The organism is Nonomuraea wenchangensis (assembly GCF_900111685.1).
GTDB classification, from domain to species: domain Bacteria; phylum Actinomycetota; class Actinomycetes; order Streptosporangiales; family Streptosporangiaceae; genus Nonomuraea; species Nonomuraea wenchangensis.
On the sequence record NZ_FOHX01000018.1, the window covers coordinates 108,267 to 125,723 of the forward strand.

The window sequence follows — 17,457 nt, forward strand, 5'->3', positions numbered from 1 at the left end:
ATCGAGACCGCCGCCGGTGTCGGCCGAGCTCGCTGCCGGACACCGGGTCGTACAGCAGCACCCTGCCGTTGTCCTGCGTGAGCGCGACGAGCTCCTCGCTAGGCGAGTACGCCGTTCGGAGAATCTCAGTGATCCTCTTGCCTGATTCTCTGGCATCTGCCTCGATTGCTCGAGGTCTTACGTCGCCTCCACAGGCGTTTAGCGTCTCCAAGGAACTGCCCGGCGACGTGGAACTAGGCTGCTTGCTGCTCGAGCGTCATCGCGTTAAGCAGGTTGCGGGCGGCGTTGACGTCACGGTCGTGCTCGATTCCGCACCCGCACGTCCACACCCGGTCGGCGAGTGTGAGATCTCGGTTGATCGCCCCACACCCGCCGCAGAGCCTCGAGGACGGGAACCAGCGGTCGGCCGCCCACACGCTCGAGTCGTACCACCGCGCCTTGTACTCGAGCTGACGGAAGAACTCGCCGAAACCGAGATCGGAGATCGGGCGGGCGAGTCTCCTGTTCGTGACCATTCCGGCGACGTTCAAGGTCTCGACGGCGATGGCCCGCTTGGATCTCGCGAGCATCGTCGTCGTCTTGTGCAGGAAGTCGGCCCTCCGGTTTGCCACCTCAAGGTGAACCTTGGCCAGACGCTGGACAGCCTTGGCCCGGTTGCTCGAGCCGAGCCGTTTCCTCGAGACCGCCTTGCCCGCCCTGCGGAGCTTCCTCAGGGCAGCCTTGAGCGGCTTCGGGGCGTGGATCTCGGTCACCACGCCGTCGTCGTCCACGATGGTGGCGAACGTCTTCACCCCGACATCGATCCCACACGCGGGCGCATCACTCGAGACCGCTCGCCGCTCGTTGATGTCGGTCCGGTCGATCTCGAGTTGGAACGACACCCACCAGCGGCCCGCCTGCTCACGAACGGTGGAGCCGATCACCCTGGCCCGTCCATCCGGGATGCGGTCGGTCAGCCACGACATGTCCTCGAACGTGCTTACCTTCCCCACGCCGGGCAGGGCGACGACTCGAGCAGACAGCGGGCGGGCGCGGTCGGCGTCGTAGCGGAACCTCGAGCCATGCTTGCGCTTCCTCCAGTCAGGGAAGCCGACCTTCCGCCCCTTCCGCGTCCCCGACCTGGAGTCGAAGAAGTTCTTGAACCCGGCCGCACGGACCCGGCACGCCTCCTTCGGCACCCTCGAGGACAAGCCCTCTTCGGTGAACCACCGATAGCGGTCGCGGTGCTCCAGACGCCACAGCCGCTCCAGCGCCGGGGCGGACCACGGGACCGGCGTCAGGTCCGAGTCGGCAATTCCGTACGTCTTCTCCGCCTCACGCTGCTCGAGCGCAGCTTTGACCTTCTCGAGGCAGAAGTTCTCCACCACCCGCGACAGTCCAGCGTGCTGCCCGAGCCGGGCGCGCTGCTCGAGCGTTGGAGCCAGTTCCACGCGGAAGCCCTGCCGGTCGGTCATGCCGCGTCCCGCGCCGCGCGCAGAGCCGCCTTCGCGCGGCGTGAGGCCGAACGCCGCCCGTACAGGCGGGCGCAGAACGAGGTGAGGATCTCGGTCATGTCCCGCACCAGATCGTCATCGACTTCGGCGTCATCGATCACGACGATGCGCCGCCCGCTCGCCTGGAGCGCGGCCGACAGATGCTCGAGACCGAACCGGGTCAGCCGGTCGCGGTGCTCGACCACGATCGTGGTGACCTGCGGATCACGCAGCAGGCGGGCCAGCTTCGGCCGTCTGCCGTTCAGACCGGAGCCGATTTCGCTCACCACTTCGGCAACGGTCAGCCCCATTCCGGTGGCAGCTGTGACGACTCGGCCTGCCTGCCGCTCGAGGTCTGTCTTCTGGTCGGCGCTCGAGACCCGGCAGTACGCCACCGTCCGACCATCCCGTTCGGACGGTTGCTCGAGCACCAGGTACCGGCCGGTAGCGGTCTTGACGATCGGGACCGGCATTTTCCCGTCTCGTGCCCACTGCCAGGCGGTCTGGTAGTGCACGCCATTCCGCCGCGCCCACTCGGAAAGCTTCACACACAGATGATCCCGCATGAAGACTGAAGAACACTGATGATTTCGCTAACAGCTAACAGCCCCGGAAATGCCACGCGTCGGCACACCGGCGGCCGTGCGGCTGCCGGTGTCCCAGCGGCCGGTCGCGTCCGCGCCCCGGCGCCGAAGGGCCGGCCGATCAGCTTGCCCGTGGCCACGTCCATCACCGTGATCCTTCCGCCGGACACGACCGCCAGCCGGCCGGCGAGCCAGTATCCGCCCAATCGCTGGGGATCCCCAGGCCCGAGAACTTCCACGGAGATCTTCGATGCGTGGTTCGTCCGGAATGTTCGGGGAAACGGTGGTGCTCTTTCGCACAGGTGGAGCCGCTTGATCGGCGGCGAACGAAGGTCCTAGATTGCCGCCCATGATCTTGCCCCTCGCGCTCAGCGCGTCCCTCGCCCTGACCGCTCCGGCCGCCGTGGCCCCCACCAAGCCGGTGACGTTCCAGGGGTTCACCATCCAGATCCCCGCCCGGTGGCACGTCAAGAAGGAAGGCGTCAACCTGCGGGTGATCACCGGCGCGTGCTCCGCCAAGGCCGCCGAGTGCAGGAGCTTCCTGCTGGGTGGTCCCATCGCGGTCAAATACGCCTCCGAGGGCGGCGCGTACCGGTCTGACCAGCCCTATCACCCCAGCAGCGGCGTCACCGAGTGCGTGCCGGAGAAGAAGTACACCAGCGGGCGGGCCACGCGCGTCAAGACCTCGCAGACGGCTTTCGGCGCCGGGCAGCGGGCGCGCTTCACCGAGTGGAAGATCTCCTGCGACGGCAGCAGGCCGGGCGTCGCCTCCTACACCCAGCGCGTCTGGTACGTGAAGGCCAGGAAGGTACTGGTCGTGGACCACTGGAAGACGCCCGGCCTGGCCGCCGTCCTCCGCGAGGCCGTGTGGGGGTAGCCGTTGGCGCGCAGCCTCGCAGCCCGTGGGGTTCTTCGCGTTCTCAGGCGAACTCCGACTCGCGATCGTGCTGTAATCGGCCAGGCGCCCGCCAGTGATGAAAACAGCTCACCGACAGGCCATTTCTTTTTCCGGGCCATGAACCACTGCCTTGCGGTCGGTCCGTAAAATCGCCGCATAAAAACGCATGCCATTTCCTATGGATATCCATCAAAGCTGTGGTTACCATCGGCGGTGAAGATCGACACCAAAGGAGGTAGCTAATGGGCCGTATCAAGAAGTTCGCCGTTTCGGCGGCCGCGGCGGCCGGGATCGCCGCCGCGACGACTCTCATGTCACCCGCTGCTCCCGCTCTGGCGGCGACCTGCAGCACCGACGCGCAGATCGGCACCCCCGGCGGCACCGGCTGGGCGTTGTGCAGTGGCACCGGAGTTACTCAGACACGGGTCGTGCTCTTCTGCCAGAACAGCAGTGGTGGCTACACCACGGTGTACGGTCCATGGGTTGCCAATTCCGTTAAATCAAATGCCAAATGCAGCAGCACCTCGTGGCCGATCTCGGTCGGATATCAAACAATCTGAGCCGCCACAGATTCATCCGGTCGCGGTGCAATTCCGGCTCAATTGTGACCCAGCTGTTCCGTGTGGTCCTTGAACCACCCGACGTTCTGATCGCCGGTTGCCGGTCCTGTCCGCGGGGCCACGGCCGAGGTCCCGGCTCTTGAGCCGGTAGCTGTCCCCCTCCACCGTGCGCGACCGGCCGCCCGGCAATCCGGGCGTTACGGCGGGACATGAAGCCTCCGTGTGGTGCGGATTCGACATCTTCACCGCATCGGAGGCTTCTCTCTTGATCGAGCCCCTCGGTTGCAGCGCCGCGCGGAAGACTCACCCGCCGGAACGCACCAGCCCGTCCAGCGGCACCGCGGGATCGGCCAGCGCGCCCCGGTCCACCGGGGAGCCGGACAGGACGAGGGCCTTGAGCTGGTCGCCCTGGTCCCAGATGTTGACGTTCATCGCCGCGAGCACCGTGTCGTCGTCGCCCAGCCAGAAGGCGAGGAACTCCCGCCCAGCCACCTCGCCGCGGATGACGACATCGCGGGAAACGCCGGGCGGGACGTGGCCGAGGTACTCCATGCCCAGGTCGTACTGGTCGGTGTAGAAGTAGGGCGGCTCGTCGTAGACGGCCTCGCGGCCGAGCATGGCGCGGGCGGCGACGGCGGGCTGGTTGAGCGCGTTGGCCCAGTGCTCGACGCGGACGTGCCGGCCCAGGCGGGGGTGGTAGGCGTTGGCGACGTCGCCGGCGGCGAAGATGTCGGGGTCGCTGGTGCGCAGGTCGGCGGTGGTCTTGACGCCGTTGTCGATCGTCAGGCCCGCGGCGGCGGCCAGTTCGGTGTCGGGGACGGCGCCGATGCCGGCCACCACGGCGTCCGCGTCGATGTGGGTGTCGTCGGCCAGGCGTACGCCGGTCTCGGTGATCTCGGCGAGGCGGGCGCCGAGCCGCAGGTCGACCCCGTGGTCGCAGTGCAGGGCCGCGAAGACGGCGCCGATCTCGGGGCCGAGGGCGCCGAGCAGCGGCTGCCGCTCCTGCTCGATCACGGTGACCTCGACGCCGGCCGCGCGGGCCGCGGCGGCGGTCTCCAGGCCGATCCAGCCCGCGCCGATGACGGCTATGCGGCCGGCGGCCGACTGGGTGGCGGACAGGGTGGCGCGCAGGCGGTCGCAGTCGTCCACGGTACGCAGGTACAGCACGCTGCCGCGGTCGTGGCCGGGGACGGTGAGGCGGCGTGGGGTGGCGCCGGTGGCCAGCAGGAGCTTGTCGTAGCGGAGGCGTTCGCCGTCGGAGAGCGTCGCCTGGTGCGCGGCCGGGTCGATGCCCGTGACCGTCACTCCGGTGCGCAGGTCCACGGCGTGGTCGCGGTACCAGTCCGCGTCGTGCACGAAGATCTTCTGCCGTTCGTCGGCGCCCTGCAGGTAGCCCTTCGACAGTGGGGGCCGCTCATAGGGCAGGTGCGGCTCGCGTCCGGCGAGGACGATCGCGCCGTCGAAGCCCTCCTTGCGCAGGGCCTCGGCGGCCTTGGCCGCGGCCAGTCCGCCTCCGGCGATCACAAAAGTGGTCGGCATCGCGCTCTCCTGTCTTGTTCGTTCGGCAACGCTTCGGTGTAAGGAGGGAGGTTCGGACGTACCCGCCTCAGTGGATCCCGGACAGCGCGAAGAACTCCTGCCGGGAGCGCGCGTCCTCGCGCAGCAGCCCCTGCAGGGCGGAGGTGACCGTGCGGGATCCGCGCACGCGTACGCCGCGCATCGACATGCACAGGTGCTCGGCCTCGATCACCACGCCGACCCCCTTGGGCTCCAGGTGCTGCTGCAACCAGCCGGCCACCTGCTTCGTCAGCCGTTCCTGCACCTGCAGGTCGCGGGCGAACAGCTCGACGACGCGGGCCAGCTTCGACAGTCCCAGGATGCGGTCGCCGGGCAGGTAACCCACGTGCGCCACGCCCTGGAACGGCAGCAGATGGTGCTCGCACAACGACTGCACCGGGATGTCGCGGGCCAGTACGAGCTCGTCGTACCCCTCCTCGTTGGGGAAGGTCGTCAGGTTGAACTCGCGCGGCGCCAGCAGCTCGGCGTACGCGTGCGCGACCCGCCTGGGCGTGTCGGCCAGGTGCTCGGACTCGGCGTCCCGGCCCAGCGCGGTCAGCAGGTCGGCCACCGCCCGTTGCGCGGCCTCGACGTCCACACCGCCGCCGCTGCGGACCACCCGCAGGCGCCGCTGCTGCTGGTCGGAAGCGGCGGCCGGAACCGCGAGGATCTCGCTCATGCCGCCCGCCCGCGATCGTCGTATGCGTCCCGCATCACGCCATCCCCTTCTTCTATCAACAACTTTCGTTAACATTAGAAGGAGACCGGCGATTTAGTCAACAGAAATGGGTTTTAGAATGGGCGAGGTCAACGGCGCATGGCAAGCACGCGTCTCCGCCATCGCGGCGCTGGACGAGCCGACCCGGCGCCGCCTGTACGAGTTCGTGGTGCGGCAGCCCGCTCCGGTGAGCCGCGACCAGGCCGCCGACGCCGTGCAGGCGCCGCGCAACACCGTCTCCTTCCACCTCGACAAACTGGTGGCCGAAGGGCTGCTCGAAGCCGTCTACCAGCGCCGCACCGGCCGCAGCGGCCCCGGCGCCGGCCGTCCCTCCAAGCTCTACCGCCGCGCGCCCGGCCAGATCGCCGTCTCCCTGCCGGACCGGCACTACGAGATGGCCGCCCACCTGCTCGCCGACGCCCTCCAGGAGGCCCAGACCTCGGGAGAGCCGCCGCGCGACGTGCTCGACCGCCGCGCCCGCGAGCTGGGCCACGACCTCGGCCGCGACGCTCCCGGGCGTGGCACCCGTACCGGGCTCGTGCAGGCATTGGAGGCCCTCGGCTACGAGCCGCGCGCGACCGGCGACACCATCACCCTGATCAACTGCCCCTTCCACAGCCTGGCCCGGCAGCACACCGCGATGGTCTGCGGCATGAACCTGTGCCTGCTGACCGGCCTGCTCGAAGGACTGGCCGCGACGGACGTCACCGCCCGCCTGGAGCCCGCCCCCGAGCACTGCTGCGTCCGCCTCCACCCGACCGGCTGAACCGACCGGACAAGCGCGTGGCCCGTGCGGGCACGAACAACCAGTGCACGGCATGGAGGGCCGTCTGGCAGCCGCTGGAACGCTGAAAGCGCCGGCCTCTCAGCCTCCCTTCTGACGGTCGTCGCCTGACCCCTTCTGGCGCATTCCGCTGCCCGCACACAGGGTCGGCTGAAGGCCGGTCCCCTAGTCCGGTAGCCGGTAGCGGTGACGGGCGTTGGCGGCGAACAGTTTGTGCTGATCTTCGTCGCTCAGCCCACCGGTGATCTGGCCGTAGGCGCCCATGAGGTCGGCGTAGGTGCCGGCGATGCTGTCAACGGGGAAGTTGCTGCCGAAGAAGCAGCGATCCACTCCGAAAAGGTCCAGACACGTCTCGACGAAGGGGCGTAGGCGGGCGGGATCGGTGGTCTTGAGCGCCATGCCGAGCCCTGAGATCTTGCAGTCGACGTTGCCGGACGTGGCGAGGAGGGCGATGGCCTCGCGCCACTGGTGAAACTCTTCGGGCTCGGCTCCGCCGGGCCATCCGGCATGTTCGAGGACGAAGGTCGTATCGGGGGAGTCCTTGATGGCCGGCAGGTAGGAGGGGAGGTCGGCGGGGCGGGTGATGATCTCGAAGATCCAGTCGTGGTCGGCCAGCAGCCGGAAGAGACGCCGGGTCGTGCCGGCGGCGGGGTCGAGGCCGGAGAAGACGCGGAGGCCCCGGAACGCGGGGCTCTCGGCCTGTGCCTCCAGACTCGCCTCGATGTCGGGGAAGGGCAGCGCCGGATCTGTCGTGCCGATGACAGCGGAAGGGAACCCGGTCTCACGGCGAAGAGCCTCAAGCCATCGCGCCTCGGCGAGCACGGAACGCGGTGACGAGACCGCGGATACGTGCACGTGGGCGGCGCAGGTCGGGAAATCGCCGGGAAGGATGTCCCGGTAGATGGGCCGGGACCGGAGCGCCTCGTACCAGTCGTTGACGCTGGGCTGCCAGTAATGCACGTGCGCGTCCACGAAGTCCGCGTCAGTGAGCCTTCGCCCTCCTCGACCATGCAGGTCGGAGGCTCCGGTGTGGCGCTCGCTCGGGATACTCATGCTGATCTCCGGCGGGAGTCCGCAGTCTTGATCATCCGTCATGTCGTCGGTCGACGCTGTCACATTCGGGTCATCGGATTCAACCCGGCCGGCCGGCTTGTCGATGTCGAACAGCCGCGCGAACGGCGGCTAGTGTGCCGAAATGACACGAAGCGAGCGACTCGCGGACCAACTGGACCGGCACTGGAACAAGAACCTGCGGCCGCGGCTGCACGGTCTCGCCGATGAGGAGTACTTCTGGGAGCCGGTGCGCGACTGCTGGAGCATCCGCCCACGCGGCACGTCGGCCGCACCAATGTCGGCGGGTTCGGGAGAGTGGACGATGGACTTCGCGTCCCCTGACCCGGTGCCGGCGCCGGTGACCACGATCGCCTGGCGGCTGGCGCACATCATCGTCTCCTGCCTCGGCTATCGGGTCGGATGGCACTTCGGCGGCCAGGACGTCGACTCCCGGACATTCCCCTACGCGGGAACCGCCGACGAGGCGCTGAAACAGCTCGATGACATGTATGGGAGATGGAACGCGGGGGTCCGCGAGCTCTCGGACGCCGACCTGGAGAATCCGCCCGCGGTGGGTCCCGAGCGATTTCCCATGGAGGGCATCGTCCTGCACGTCAGCAGGGAGCTGATCCATCACGGCGCCGAGATCTCCCTGCTGCGCGACCTCTACCGCTGGCAGGACGGAGCAGCACCGCGCCGAACATGACGGCCACGGGATCATCCGGGTCGTCGCCCGCTTTTCGGGCTTCCGCAAACAGGACTAGTAAAGGTGCAGGTAATTAGTTGTCAATCCTGCCACCGGTAAAAGTCTGCGCAATAGGGTATGCGTTCCCGGCCCCTATGCGAACCCCTAATGTCCGGTGCCTGAGCTACAGAATTCCGGCATTGCCCTTTTCGTGAATATCACATTTGGTTACCGTTCCGGTGTTCCCGCAGAAGTCAGCGCGAGGAGGCCGCGCTTTCACCGGCACCTGGACGGCCGCCCGTGGCCTGGCGCTGGCCGCGTTCGCCGTGACCGCCCCACCCGACGACGCCAGGAAGGCTGCTTGACCATGACCGGAGCCAGGACCAGGTTCGGCGTTGTGATCATCGCCGAGCACGCCACCAGGAAGGAGTGGATCGGCCGCTGCCGTCGCGCCGAGGCGCTGGGCTTCGACGTGATCGCGGTGCCCGACCACCTCAACCTCCTGTCGCCCATCCCCACCGCCGTGCTCGCCGCCGAGGCCACCGAGCGCCCGGCGATCGGCACGTACGTGCTCAACGCCAGCTTCCACCGTCCCGCCATGCTCACCCGGGACGTCACCACCCTCACCGGGCTCCTCGGCGACCGCTTCGAGCTGGGGCTCGGCACCGGCTACGTCGAGACCGAGTTCGCCGCCGCCGGGCTGCCCTTCGCCCCGGCCACCCGGGTCGCCCGCCTCGCCGGGCTGGTCCGTACGGTGGACGGCCTGCCCGCCCGGCCGCCGCTCCTGATCGGCGGGCACGGTGACCGCGTGCTCCGCCTGGCCGCCCGGCACGCCGACGTCGCCGGGTTCACCGGCGCCCGCCACCGCCCCGAGTACGGCCGCAGCGCGCTCGTCACCGCCGGGGCGCTGATGGAGCGGGTTGCGTACCTGCGGGCCGCGGCCGGCGAACGGGCCGCCCGGTTGGAGCTCAACGTGCTGTCGAAGGCCACGGTGCTGACCCGCGACCGGCGCGCGGGCGTGGAGGGCCTGCGCCGCTACGCCCCCGATCTCACCACCGAGGAGCTGCTGGAGGTGCCGACCCTGTACGTCGGCACGCCGGCGCAGATCGCCGAGCAGGTGCGCGCGGACGGGGAACGCTTCGGCTTCACGTACGTCACCGTCATGGACTCCGCCATGGACGCCTTCGGCAAGGTCATCGAGCGGCTGCGCTGACCGCCGCCACCCATCCATCGATATACATATAAGCCAGTGATATAAGTTCCTTATGGAACTTGATCCCCCCTCCCCACGGGCGGACGAGATGGAGCTCGCGGTCGGCCTGGCCCGGGTCAGGACGATGATGCGCCTGCTCGACGTCCCCCGAGACCTGTCGATCACGGCCCTGTCCACGCTGGCGAACCTGGAACGCCTCGGCCCGCGCCGGCTCACCGAGCTGGCCGCGATCGAGGGCGTCACCCAGCCCGCCATGACCCAGCTCGTCTCCCGGCTCGAACGCGAGGCCATGGCCGAGCGCCTGCCCGACCCCGACGACGGCCGCGTCGTGCTGGTCGCCGTCACCCAGCACGGCCGCGCCGAGCTGGCCAGGCGACGGGCCGTACAGGCCAAGCGGCTGGCCGAGCTGCTCGCCGAGCTGCCCGAGGCCGACCGTGCCGCCATCGCCGCCGCGCTGCCCGCCCTCGAACGGCTGACCGACCTCGCCTACGGGGGTGAGGCATGAGCGGGGGCACCGCCCAGAGCCCGTTCCGCCAGCCGAGGGCCGTCTGGGCGGTGGCGTTCGCCTGCGTGGTCTCCTTCATGGGGATCGGCCTGGTGGACCCGATCCTGCCCGCCATCTCCTCCGACCTGCACGCCTCGCCGAGCCAGGTGACGCTGCTGTTCACCAGCTATCTGGTCGTGACGGCCGTCGCCATGCTGGTCACCGGCTGGGTGTCCAGCCGCATCGGCGCCAAGTGGACGCTCATCGCCGGTCTCGTGCTGATCGTCGTGTTCAGCGCGCTCGCCGGCTCCTCCGACAGCATCGGCGGCATCATCGGCTTCCGGGCGGGCTGGGGCCTCGGCAACGCGCTGTTCGTGGCGACCTCGCTGGCCGTCATCGTGGCCGCCGCCAGCGGCGGCTTCTCCGGCGCGATCATCCTGTACGAGGCCGCGCTCGGTCTCGGCATCGCCGTCGGCCCCCTGCTCGGCGGCGCGCTCGGGCACATCAGCTGGCGCGGCCCCTTCTACGGCGTGTCCGTGCTGATGGCCGTCGCGCTGCTCGCGACCGTCGTGCTGGTGCGCCCGCAGCCCAAGCCGGCCCGCAAGACCTCGCTGCTCGACCCGCTCAAGGCCCTGCGCCACCGCGGCCTGCTGATCATGAGCCTGACCGCGCTCTGCTACAACTGGGGCTTCTTCACCGTGCTCGGCTACGCCCCCTTCCCCATGGAGCTGGACGCCATCCAGCTCGGCCTGGTCTTCACCGGCTGGGGCCTGATGGTGGCGATCTTCTCGGTCGCCGGCGCGCCCTGGCTGCAGCGCAAGCTCGGCCTGGCCCGTACGCTCTACGGCAACCTCGCTCTGTTCGCGGTCGTCGTCTTCGTCATCGCCGCCTTCGTGGACAACCGGCCCGTACTGATCGCCGCGGTCGTCGTGGCGGGCGTCTTCATCGGCGTGAACAACACGCTCACCACCCAGGCCGTGATGATGGTCGCGCCGGTGGAACGGCCCGTGGCCTCGGCGGCGTACGGGTTCGTGCGTTTCATCGGCGGCGGCCTGGCCCCGTTCGCGGCGGGCAAACTGGCCGAGCACTACAACGTGCACGTGCCCTTCCTGGTCGGCGCCGTCGCCATCCTGGTCGGCATCGCGATCCTGGCCACCGGCCACCGCGACCTGATGCGGGCCGAACGCAACCAGGCCGAGGTGGACGCCCACGCCCGGCAGGGCGAGCCGGACGCCGAGCTGGTCGAGGCCGCCGAGGCGGGCACCGGCACGCCGAGCTGAGCGCCACTCAGGGGTCCAGGCCGGGGCCGGTTACCAGGCCGCCTGGATCTCTGGCCGGGACCCCAAGGGCTGGGGGGTTCCGGGCCCGATCAGGGGGGTGATCCGGCCGTCGTCGACTCTGCTCAGTGGCTCGAAGTTCCCCCCGAGCAGCAGATGCCGGCCTGTGGCGTCGTAACGGATCAGGTTCCAGCGCGCCATGCTGTCGCCGTCGTGGCTCCTGTCCACCAGGGTACGGATCTTGCGTCCGTCCGGGACGGAGTACTCGTCGATGGTGTAGTGGGGCGGTCGGGTGTGGCCGATCAGCATGCTGCGTCCGTCCGGGCTGATCGTCGAGGTGGTGACCTCCGTACCCGCGGCTATGACCTGGCCGGCCGCGAGCGCGGTGCCGGGGGCGGTCGTGTCCAGGATCCGGGCCTCGGTCTTGACGACGAGACCGAGCGTGCGGCGATCGGCCGTCCAGGAAAGGCTCTCGATCTGTTCTGCGGCGTTCGTCGTCCATCTCCGGGTCGTTCCCGTGGGCAGGTCGACGACCGTGAGCTGGGCCCCGGGGCAGAAGCGCAGTGTCTTCCCCTGGCCGCACACCTTGCCGTCGAGGCTGTAGGCGAGCCGGGTGCCGTCGCTGGTGACGGCGAGGGAGCTCGCCGCCGTACCGGTCACTTCGGGGATCACGTCACGAACCAGCTCGGCTTGCTTGCCTTGATCATCGATGCGAGCGCGGTAGAACCTCGTGCTGCTCACCTGCGTCTCGCGGGACTGCACGCTCTGGGCGACGTAGAAGGTCGCGCCGTCGCCGGCGCCCGCGAGCAGATAGCCGCCGGGCTCCCGGAAGCTCCCCTGCGGGGTCGGGGGCAGCCCGAGCCGGCTCGTGACCTTCCCGGTACGGGCGTCGTGGACCGTCACGCCGTCGTTGCCGGCGATCAGCAGGAAACGCGGACCGGCGAGGGTGCTCGTCGCGGGCCCGGCCGGAGTCGTACCCGCTGTCCCGGCCACGACGGCGGCGACCGTGCCGATGACCACGACGGCGAGCGCCGCCGCGAACGGGACCGCCAGGGCGAACCGGCGCTTGCGAACGATCGTTCGCGGCGCCACAGGTTCGGCGGGACGCAGGGTCTCCGGGCGGATCTGCTCGGCGTCGGCCGTCAGGGCGTCACGGAGCTGGTCTTCGAGCCATGACGTCATCGCTTTCCCTCCAGTTTCACGGTGAGCGCCTTCAGGGCTCGAAAGACGGTCGATTTCACGGTGCCGCGGCTGATCCCCATGGTTTCGGCGATCTCCGCCTCGGACAGGCCGAGGTAGTAGCGCAGCACCACGGCTTCTCGTTGGCGGCGGGGTAAGGCGCGTACGGCCGCCGACACCTCCCGGCGCGTCTCCCCGAGCAGCGTGGCCGCCTCCGCCGACCGGGACGGCGTCTGCCGGTCGCCGGTGAACCGGCTCATGACGGACCGCCGCCGATGGATCATGCGGCAACCGTTCACCACGCTCGCCCGCAGATAGGGCAGGACCCGATCATGGTCGGACAGCCGGCTCCAGCGGCGGTGCAGTGCCGTGAAGGCGTCCTGGACGACGTCCTCGGCCGTTTCCTGATCGCCCACCAGGAGGTACGCCAACCGGACCAGGCCCAGCCGTTCGGTCAGGAACAGCTCGGCCAGGACGGCCTCATCCGTGGCCGCGGCAGGCGGCACTCCCTGCGGCGGTGGCGCCGGTTCCTCCACCGCTCGTTGACTCGCGAATCGCATACCTCTTCCATGCCTGCCCGCTGTCCAGGTTGCCTGGTGAGACGGAAGTCACACGTGCGGTCGCCTCGTCACTGCGCAGGACGGGTGAGGCCGGTGGCGACGATGTCGATGAGCCGGTCGAGGATCTCCGGGTACAGGTCCGGACGGGCCAGCCGGTCGCGGTGCAGCGGCATCATGAGGACGGCCTGCAGCACGCCGACGATCACCTCCGGGTCGTGGCCGACGAGGTCGTCACCGTGCTCGGTCAGGAAGGCCGCCAGGGCGGTGACCGGGTTGTCCGGGGCGGAGGTCACCCGTTCCGGATCCAGCTTCCTGACCACGGCCTCCATCTCCTCGGGGTGGGTCATCAGCCTGCCGTAGAGAGGGTTGCCGTCCAGTTCGGCCAGCGTGGCGTGCAGGAAGGCGCGCAGCCCGGCGCGGGTGTCGGGCTCCTTGCGTAGCGCCCCGTCGATCACCCGGCTCTTGACCTCGGCCATCTGGGCGAGCATCAGCTCCAGGTAGAGCGCCTCCTTGGAGTCGAAGAAGACGTAGAAGGTGCTCTTGGCGATCCCGGTCCCCGCGACCAGGTCCTCCAGGGAGGTCTTGCGCAGTCCCTGCGTGGTGAACAGCCGCAGGCCGTTGTCCAGGAGCAGCCGCGTGATGCGCGTCTTCTCCGCGGCCGAGAAGGCGGGAGGCATGAGGTGCACCTTCCGATGGTCGAAACAGATCGATCGAATGTTTTCACGTTGCACCGCGGGACCGGACCAGCTGCAGGACGTGCCGTTCCCGAGCCGGCTCGAACCACTGGGCCGGGGGACGGAGTGTCAGGGCGAGGGGCGGGATCGCCCGCCACGAGCGGCGCGCTCTCGTCGGCTCCGGCCGGCCAGGGCCAGGCGTACACGGCGCGGCTGGAGACGTAACCGTAGTGCCCGACCCGGCCGGCCAGCAGCCGGGCGCTGTCGCGGACCACGCTCGGCGCCCACGCCCAGGTGTCGATCACGGCGTCCCACGAGCGCTCGCCCAGGACCCGTCGTACCGTGCCCGGGTCGGTGCGATCGGCGGCCAGCGCTTCGACGCCCGGCGCGGGCGGGCGCGACAGGCCGCGGTTGAGCGTGGTGACGGTGTCGCCGCCGCAGCGCGACCTCCACCAGGGCACGCCCGATGTGGTGGGTGCCGCCCCTGACCAGTACGTGCATCGTCACCCTCTCAGCGCGCCAGCTGGAACTTGCGCTCGATCATCCGGCGCACCGGCCCCCACGACGACAGCCGCAGCGGAAGCTGGGTCAGCTCCAGCACCAGCGGGTTGCGCGGGGCGTAGACGCCCTTGACCCGGCGGCCGAGCTGCTGCTTCTTCTCCGCCTCCGGTCGCAGCTCGGCCTCCCATTCCGCCAGTGCGGCCAGGACGTCGTCGCCGTGACGCTCCAGTGCGGCGCCGAGCCGGTCGGCGCCGCCGACGGCCAGCGAGGAGCCGTAGCCGGCGAACAGCGTCACGCACCACGCGGCGTCGCCGAGCAGCACGACCCTGCCGGTGCTCCACCGGTCGACCACCATCTGGCTGATGGCGTCGAAGTAGACCGAGTCGGCCGTCTTCAGGCCCTCCAGAGCCTGGGGGACCAGCCAGCCCATGTCGCCGTAGAGCTCGCCCAGCTCCTCCAGCGACGCCTCCGCCCGGCCGCCGTCCGTGCGGTAGCCGAAGAAGGCGGCCGTGCGGCCGTCGCCGACGCTCATCATCGCGAACGTGCGCCCGCCCGAGCTGATCGAGCCGGTCGTCTCCGCGGGCAGACCTTCCGGCCGCTGCTTCAGCATGTAGACCGCGACCCGGTGCCCCAGGTCGAGCCGGTAGTCCTCCTCCGGACCGAACACCAGGGCCCGCGTCGCCGAGTGCAGCCCGTCGGCGCCGATGAGCAGGTCGGCGCGCTCGGTGCCACCGTCGCTGAGCGTGACGTGCACCGTGTCCGCGTCCTGCTCGACAGCCGTGATCGTGGTGCCGAACCGGATCGTCGTGTGATCGGCGACGGCCTCGTACAGCACCGCTTCGATGTCGCCGCGCAGGATGTTGAACGACTTCCTGCCCATGGTGGCCGCGATGGTCTCGCCGCTGAGCGCGAAGCGGCGCTCGCCGCTGGGCTTGCGGTAGACCAGCTCGCGCGTCACGAACGCGCGCCGCTTCAGCTCGGCCAGGACGCCCATCCGCTCGGCCCCGTCGTAGCCGATGCCGCCGAACGTCACCCCGTAGCCGCCGCCGCGCCGCTGCGGGGACCGCTCGACCACTAAGGTCTCCCAGCCCGCCTGGTGCAGGCGTAGCGCTGCGGCGAGTCCGGCGATCCCCGCTCCGATGATGATGGCACGCATGTCCACGTCCCCTTCCCCTTGTCTGTGAAAACAGATCATACATTTGTTTTCAACGACCGGCGTGCCGGCGGTGACCAGTTCCCCTGGCCGTCGGCGCCGGCGGCGACCCCGCCGCCGGCGCCTGCACCAGGTCCGTGCGCGTGAGGACCATCTGGCCTTCCTGCGAGCGCCCTTCCTGAAGGCCGTGGCCACGGCAGGCGGCACTCCCTGTGGCGGTGGCGCCGGTGCTGGACCGGGCCTATTCGGCCCAGGCACCCTCCAGCAGGGTGCCGAAGCCGGCGGGCTCTCGCCCGATCAGCTCGGCGAGCGTCGGGCCGACGGCGGTGAACTCGCCGTTCCGCGCCGCCGCGAAGATGCTCACCATCAGGTCGGCGATCGGGGCCGGGGCGCCGTGCGCCAGGAACTGCTCGCGGAAGGCGTCGTCGGGGACGACGGTGCGGGTGAAGGGCCGTCCGGTGGCCCGGGACGCGATCTCGGCGACGGTGCCGAAGTCGAGCGCCGCCGCGCCGGTGAGCGGCGGGGTGGGCCCCTCGAAGCGGCCCTCCTCGGCGAGGATCGCGGCGGTGGCTTCGGCGAGGTCGTCGTGCCCGGTCCAGGCGACGGGGCCGTCGGCGGGCAGGGCGATGTCGCCGGTGTGGCGAGCGGGCTCCAGGAACTGCAGGGCGCTGGCCGCGTAGAAGCCGTTGCGCAGCGCGGTCCAGGGCAGACCGGTGGCGCGCAGCAGGTCCTCGGTACGGGCGTGGTCCCGGCATGCCTGGAAGCGGGAGTCGTGGGCGGCGCCCATCTGGCTGGTGTAGAGGATGCGGCCGACGCCTGCCTTCACGGCGGCCTCGATGGCGGTGCGATGGCCGGTGACGCACTCCTCGCCGATGCGGTCGAGGGAGACGAGGAGCACCTGTTCGGCCCCCTCGAAGGCAAGCACGAGTGAGTCGGGGTCGTCGAAGTCGCCCTGCCGGACACGGACGCCGCGGTCGGCGAGGTCCTGGGCCTTGCGGGGATCGCGGACGCTGACGCCGACGCGGTCGGCGGGTACGCGCTCCAGCAGGCGTTCGACAGTGCGGCGGCCGAGCTTCCCGGTGGCTCCGGTCACGATGATCACGGTGTTCTCCTCACGGTGTTTCCAGTGGAATCACCGTGACGTTAACACTGGAATATCAGTGGAACCAAATCCTCGATATCGTTGGTTCATGGCTACCCGCGACACCACCGACAGCCCCCGTCGCCGCATCGTCGAAGCGGCCGTCGAGCTCCTGGAGAGCGGCGGCCCTGACGCGGTGAGCACCCGCGCGGTCGCCGCCGCCGCCGGCATGCAACCCCCGGCGATCTACCGCCTCTTCGGCGACAAGGAAGGGCTCCTGGAGGCCGTCGCCGAGCACGGCTACGCCCAGTTCCTGGAGAGCAAACGCGCACTGCTCGACCCCGAACCGCAGGACGCGGTGGAGGACCTGCGCCGCGGCTGGGACACGGTCGTGGAGTTCGGCATCTCCCGCCCCGAACTGTTCGCGGTGATGAACAGGGCCACCAGCCGGGGCGCGGACCTGGCACACCGCGCCGGCCTGGAGATCCTCCACGGCCGGGTGCGCCGGCTGGCGGCCGGGGGATGGCTACGGGTCGACGAGGACCTGGCCGCCCAGATCATCCAGGCCACCGGCCGAGGCGCGGTCATCACCTGGCACTCCACCCCGCCGGAACGCCGCAACCCGGCGCTGCTGACCGTCCTGCGCGAGGCCATGATCGCCGCCATCACCCGCATCGAACCGACGGTCCCCGCCACGGAGACCGGCCCCGCCGCGGCGGCCCGCGCGCTACGCGCCGCCCTCCCCGACGAGGCCGACGTCCTGAGCGACGCCGAGCAGCACCTGCTGCGCGAATGGCTCACCCGCCTGGCAGCGGACGGCCGCGCGCCGCGTCGAGGTTGACGTACCGCGCAGCCGAGCCCGGCCCTGCGCGCCCGGTCGAGGCCGGGGCTCCTGCCGCTCACCACCGACGCCGGCAGGAGAGGGCCGCGCCGTGAACGTTTCATGGAACGCCGCCGCGCGCCCGTAACCGGTTCATGCCTGGTGGGAGCGTCCCGGCGGGCCGGCGCGGGCCGTCACAGGCGG

General features: G+C 70.1%; 18 protein-coding genes. 8 read left to right on the forward strand and 10 right to left on the reverse strand.

Features of this window, described 5'->3' with window-relative positions:
• Window positions 1–233 precede the first annotated feature (233 nt).
• Window positions 234–1,454, reverse strand: a complete 1,221-nt coding sequence (locus BMW85_RS38680; protein ID WP_091091844.1) for an RNA-guided endonuclease InsQ/TnpB family protein — start codon at window positions 1,452–1,454, stop codon at window positions 234–236.
• Entirely contained in the window at window positions 1,451–2,020 is a 570-nt protein-coding gene (locus BMW85_RS38685) for an IS607 family transposase (protein ID WP_091091846.1), read from the reverse strand. The genes BMW85_RS38680 and BMW85_RS38685 overlap by 4 nt, the downstream gene beginning before the upstream one ends.
• 385 nt (window positions 2,021–2,405) lie before the next feature.
• Here BMW85_RS38685 and BMW85_RS38690 point away from each other — a divergent pair, with 385 nt between their 5' ends.
• Complete coding sequence (locus BMW85_RS38690) at window positions 2,406–2,933, forward strand: hypothetical protein (RefSeq protein WP_091091847.1); 528 nt, start codon at window positions 2,406–2,408, stop codon at window positions 2,931–2,933.
• 263 nt (window positions 2,934–3,196) lie between these two features.
• Window positions 3,197–3,514, forward strand: coding sequence for a hypothetical protein (locus tag BMW85_RS48880; protein ID WP_143082554.1), 318 nt, complete (start codon window positions 3,197–3,199; stop codon window positions 3,512–3,514).
• A 303-nt stretch (window positions 3,515–3,817) separates the two neighbouring features.
• Here BMW85_RS48880 and BMW85_RS38695 read toward each other — a convergent pair whose 3' ends face one another.
• Both BMW85_RS38695 and folE read right to left on the reverse strand, forming a co-directional pair.
• Window positions 3,818–5,053, reverse strand: a complete 1,236-nt coding sequence (locus BMW85_RS38695; RefSeq protein ID WP_177241102.1) for an NAD(P)/FAD-dependent oxidoreductase — start codon at window positions 5,051–5,053, stop codon at window positions 3,818–3,820.
• Window positions 5,054–5,120: 67 nt separating this feature from the next.
• Window positions 5,121–5,750, reverse strand: a complete 630-nt coding sequence (gene folE / locus BMW85_RS38700) for a GTP cyclohydrolase I FolE (RefSeq protein WP_091091850.1) — start codon at window positions 5,748–5,750, stop codon at window positions 5,121–5,123.
• Between the two features lie 106 nt (window positions 5,751–5,856).
• On the opposite strand from folE, the gene BMW85_RS38705 reads away from it, so the two are divergent.
• A complete protein-coding gene (locus BMW85_RS38705) occupies window positions 5,857–6,555 on the forward strand; it encodes a helix-turn-helix transcriptional regulator (RefSeq protein ID WP_245775311.1) in 699 nt (232 codons plus the stop codon).
• 183 nt (window positions 6,556–6,738) lie between these two features.
• Here BMW85_RS38705 and BMW85_RS38710 read toward each other — a convergent pair whose 3' ends face one another.
• Window positions 6,739–7,626: an amidohydrolase family protein gene (locus BMW85_RS38710; RefSeq protein WP_177241103.1), complete on the reverse strand. Its 888-nt coding sequence runs from the start codon at window positions 7,624–7,626 to the stop codon at window positions 6,739–6,741.
• A 142-nt stretch (window positions 7,627–7,768) separates the two neighbouring features.
• Between BMW85_RS38710 and BMW85_RS38715 the strand changes: the two genes are divergently transcribed.
• The 4 genes from BMW85_RS38715 to BMW85_RS38730 all read left to right on the forward strand — a co-directional run bounded on the left by BMW85_RS38715 (window position 7,769) and on the right by BMW85_RS38730 (window position 11,288).
• Window positions 7,769–8,332 (forward strand): DinB family protein, encoded by a 564-nt coding sequence (locus BMW85_RS38715; protein ID WP_091091854.1) that lies wholly within the window; start codon window positions 7,769–7,771, stop codon window positions 8,330–8,332.
• 346 nt (window positions 8,333–8,678) lie between these two features.
• Window positions 8,679–9,524 (forward strand): TIGR03621 family F420-dependent LLM class oxidoreductase, encoded by an 846-nt coding sequence (locus tag BMW85_RS38720; protein ID WP_091091856.1) that lies wholly within the window; start codon window positions 8,679–8,681, stop codon window positions 9,522–9,524.
• Between the two features lie 52 nt (window positions 9,525–9,576).
• On the forward strand, window positions 9,577–10,029 hold the full coding sequence (locus tag BMW85_RS38725) for a MarR family winged helix-turn-helix transcriptional regulator (RefSeq protein ID WP_218156123.1): 453 nt from the start codon (window positions 9,577–9,579) through the stop codon (window positions 10,027–10,029).
• Window positions 10,026–11,288 (forward strand): MFS transporter, encoded by a 1,263-nt coding sequence (locus BMW85_RS38730; protein ID WP_091091858.1) that lies wholly within the window; start codon window positions 10,026–10,028, stop codon window positions 11,286–11,288. Before BMW85_RS38725 ends, BMW85_RS38730 begins: the two co-directional genes overlap by 4 nt.
• Window positions 11,289–11,318: 30 nt before the next feature.
• Here the strand turns inward: BMW85_RS38730 and BMW85_RS38735 are convergent, their stop codons facing one another.
• The 5 genes from BMW85_RS38735 to BMW85_RS38760 form a co-directional block, all read right to left on the reverse strand.
• Window positions 11,319–12,467 (reverse strand): anti-sigma factor, encoded by a 1,149-nt coding sequence (locus BMW85_RS38735; RefSeq protein WP_091091859.1) that lies wholly within the window; start codon window positions 12,465–12,467, stop codon window positions 11,319–11,321.
• Window positions 12,464–13,000, reverse strand: a complete 537-nt coding sequence (locus tag BMW85_RS38740) for an RNA polymerase sigma factor (protein WP_245775312.1) — start codon at window positions 12,998–13,000, stop codon at window positions 12,464–12,466. Before BMW85_RS38740 ends, BMW85_RS38735 begins: the two co-directional genes overlap by 4 nt.
• 92 nt (window positions 13,001–13,092) lie before the next feature.
• Window positions 13,093–13,701 carry a TetR/AcrR family transcriptional regulator gene (locus BMW85_RS38745; protein WP_091091861.1) on the reverse strand — a complete coding sequence of 203 codons (609 nt, stop codon included), beginning with the start codon at window positions 13,699–13,701 and terminating at the stop codon, window positions 13,093–13,095.
• 508 nt (window positions 13,702–14,209) lie between these two features.
• Complete coding sequence (locus BMW85_RS38755; protein ID WP_091091984.1) at window positions 14,210–15,355, reverse strand: FAD-dependent oxidoreductase; 1,146 nt, start codon at window positions 15,353–15,355, stop codon at window positions 14,210–14,212.
• A gap of 238 nt (window positions 15,356–15,593) precedes the next feature.
• Complete coding sequence (locus BMW85_RS38760) at window positions 15,594–16,454, reverse strand: SDR family oxidoreductase (protein WP_091091862.1); 861 nt, start codon at window positions 16,452–16,454, stop codon at window positions 15,594–15,596.
• A gap of 88 nt (window positions 16,455–16,542) precedes the next feature.
• Here BMW85_RS38760 and BMW85_RS38765 point away from each other — a divergent pair, with 88 nt between their 5' ends.
• Window positions 16,543–17,274: a TetR/AcrR family transcriptional regulator gene (locus BMW85_RS38765; protein WP_091091864.1), complete on the forward strand. Its 732-nt coding sequence runs from the start codon at window positions 16,543–16,545 to the stop codon at window positions 17,272–17,274.
• Window positions 17,275–17,457 lie beyond the last annotated feature (183 nt).